The sequence below is a fragment of the Frankia sp. CcWB2 genome (assembly GCF_977927585.1).
Genome location: NZ_CDWRCM010000033.1, coordinates 17,163 through 20,142, shown reverse-complemented (window position 1 = coordinate 20,142; position 2,980 = coordinate 17,163). Strand labels below are relative to the sequence as shown.

Annotated in this window: 2 protein-coding genes; both read right to left on the bottom strand. The window is 72.4% G+C overall.

What is annotated here, in order from left to right; translation table 11 throughout:
• Positions 1–225: 225 nt before the first annotated feature.
• Positions 226–1,752: an ATP-binding cassette domain-containing protein gene (locus ACY45C_RS05765; RefSeq protein WP_462186612.1), complete on the bottom strand. Its 1,527-nt coding sequence runs from the start codon at positions 1,750–1,752 to the stop codon at positions 226–228.
• Positions 1,749–2,980: branched-chain amino acid ABC transporter permease (locus ACY45C_RS05760; protein ID WP_462186611.1), on the bottom strand; the 1,232-nt coding region annotated here is incomplete at its 5' end. The genes ACY45C_RS05760 and ACY45C_RS05765, both read right to left, overlap by 4 nt.

Genomic DNA, 2,980 nt, shown 5'->3' with positions numbered 1-2,980 from the left:
GGCATTACCCGGACAGGTTCCTGCGGTCGGCGGCCCCAGCCGCCCTCTCAGCCCCTTGGCGGAGCTCCCGCGATCAACTTCGACGCTTGTCGACAGTAAGACACCGCCGGCCCGCTCGCCACCCCTTCCGGTTCATCCGACGCATGCCCCACACCATCGGGCGACGTGAGAGCCCTGTTCCGCCGGACCCCGGTTTCTCCGCGTGGCGGGGAACGCCGGACCAGCTCAGCGGTCCGGGGCCGCCGCCGGCCCGGAACTCCCGCCCAGGTAGGCCGTCTCGATGAGCTCGGGACGCGCGACGAGATCCGCCGCGCTCGCCGACAGCGCGATCCGGCCCCGGTCGAGAACGTAGCCACGGTCGGCCACCTGCAACGCGAGCGAGACGAACTGCTCGACCAGCAGCACGCCGGTCGACGTCTCGAGGGCGATCGTGCGCAGCAGGGCGAGCAGCTGCGGCGCGACCCCGGGTGCCAGGCCGAACGACAGCTCGTCCACCAGCAGCAGACGCGGTCTGCGCACCAGAGCGACAGCCAACGCGAGCCGTTGCCGCTCACCCCCGGACAGTTCTCCGGCCGACCGGTCGAGCAGGCCGCGCAGCACCGGGAACCAGTCCAACACCGGCCCGATCTCGCCGGATGAGCGCCGGCCGGCCGCCAGGCGCAGGTTCTCGCGGACGGTCAACCGCCCGAGTGACCCTCGTCCCTGCGGTACGACCGCCATCCCCCGGCGGGCGAGTGTGCTCGGCGCGGCCCGGCGCGACCGGTCATCGAGGACCTTGACCCGCCCCCTCGACGGCGTCAGCAGCCCCGCCGCCGTGCGGATCAGCGTCGTCTTGCCCGCGCCGTTCGCTCCGAGCAGCGCCACGATCTCCCCGGCACCGACGGTGAGCGACACGTCCCGGAGCACCGGAACTCCGTCGTATCCGCTTGTGACCCGGTCGAGCACGAGCAGATCGCCCCCGCCTCGACCGGGGGCCGGCGCCGGGGTGGAGCCAGGCATGGACCCGGAGGCAGAGGCCGGGGCAGGCCCGGCGCGGTCGCCGCCGTCCGGCTCACCACCGCCCAGATAGGCGGCGCGGACCGCCGGATCGGCGCGCACCTCGGCAGGTCGACCGCGCGCGACGACGCGGCCCCCGTCCAGGACGAGGACGTGGTCGCATACGTCGAAGACGAGCTTCACATCGTGGTCGACGAGCAGCACGGCGATGCCGTCGGCGGCGATGCGGCGCAGCCGGTCGGCGAGCGTCCGGCGGGCGGCCGGGTCGAGACCCGCGGCCGGTTCGTCCAGCAGCAGGACCTTCGGCCCGGCGACGAGGGCGCGGCCGAGAGCCACCGAGGACCACTCGTCGTGGGAGAGCGTCGACGGCAGGCGGTCGGCGATCGTGGCAAGCCCGAGCGACCGGGCCGGATCTGGCCCGTCCGCGGGTCCGGGTGCCCGGGGCGTGACGACGGCCAGGTTCTCCCCGACCTCCAGGCTGTCGAAGAGTTCCAGCGCCTGGAAGGTGCGGGCGAGCCCCAACCGCAGCCGCTCATGCGCCGGCAGTCCGACGAGCACGGCACCGTCCAGCGTGACGGTGCCCGCGCTGATCGACGCAAACCCGGTGAGGGCGTCGATCAACGTCGTCTTTCCGGCTCCGTTGGGTCCGATGAGCCCGGTGATGGTGCCGGCCGACAGGGTGAAGGAGACATCCTCGAGGATGCGCGTACGGCCCTGGTCGGCGGCGAGCATGTCGACCGCCAGCAACGCCGTCACGGGGCTCCGCCCGGGTTGACCGGATGCGGGGTCAGGCTCGGCCGGCCCTGGTCCGGCGGCTGCGGGTGTCGCACGTGATCTCCTCGACGCGTTCGCTGCCCAGAACCGGTCCGATGCGTGCCACCCGACCGATCCACGCGGCCCTGATGATCGGCGCGAGCCGTCCGATGCGGTCGGTACGCGAGCCCGGCCGGACGTAGCACCGCCAGCACCACGACGGCGATCCCGCACAGCACGGACTGGTACTTGCCGAGCCCGGCAACCTGGTCCAGCACGATGAACACGATTCCGCCCGGCACCAGCAGACCGCCCAGCAACGCTCCGCCGACGCTCGTCACCCCACCGGCGGCCGCGATCGCCAGGAAGAACAGCGAGGCCGTGACGCCGAACGAGTCGAAGGACAGACGTCCCTGACCGTAGCCGATGAGGCAACCGCCGAGACCGGCGATCGCGGCGGAGAGAGTGAAGGCGAGCACCTTCGTACGACGGACGTCGATCCCGGCTGCGGCAGCGGCCCGTTCGTTCGCGCGCACGGCCAGCATGCGCCGGCCCAGGTCCGCGGTGCGCAGCCGGGCGACCCCGTAGCAGCACGCGGCGAGCACGGCCAACGCCAGCAGCCCGTACTCCGGCCGAGGGAACCCGGCACCGGCGAGCCCGAGATCGAGGCCGAAGATCTTCGGATTCGGTACTACCGACCCGGCCAACCCGCCGGTGACCAGCGGGTTTCCGAACACCACCTCCTGGATCGCGACGCCGGCGATCAGAGTGATCAACGCCAGGTCGATTCCACGCAGCCGCCGTGACAGCACCCCCAGCAGCAGGCCCGCCACAGCGGCGGCACTCGTGGCGAGCAGGGGTGCGATCGGGAACGGCACGCCCAGCTCACCCTGGAGTCTGGCCAACAGGAAGCCGGCGACACCGGCGAGGGTCATCTGCGCCAACGAGAGCTGTCCGACGTACCCGGTCAACACGACGAACGACAGACACACCACGGCGCCAGCGAGGCTGCGTTCGAGGCCGAGCCGGTAGGGGCCGGTCAGCACGAGGATCGCGACCACCCCGAACGGCACACCGATTGCGAGGTGGCGCAGGGGAGACTCCGGCGGTTCGACCACCGGCATCGGAGCCGACACGGCGACGCCCGCGGCGCGACCGGGAATCAGGTCCCCGCGCCGGCTCGCCACCGCGATGACCAGAAGCATCGGAAGCAGCGCGCGCAGTCCCGGCT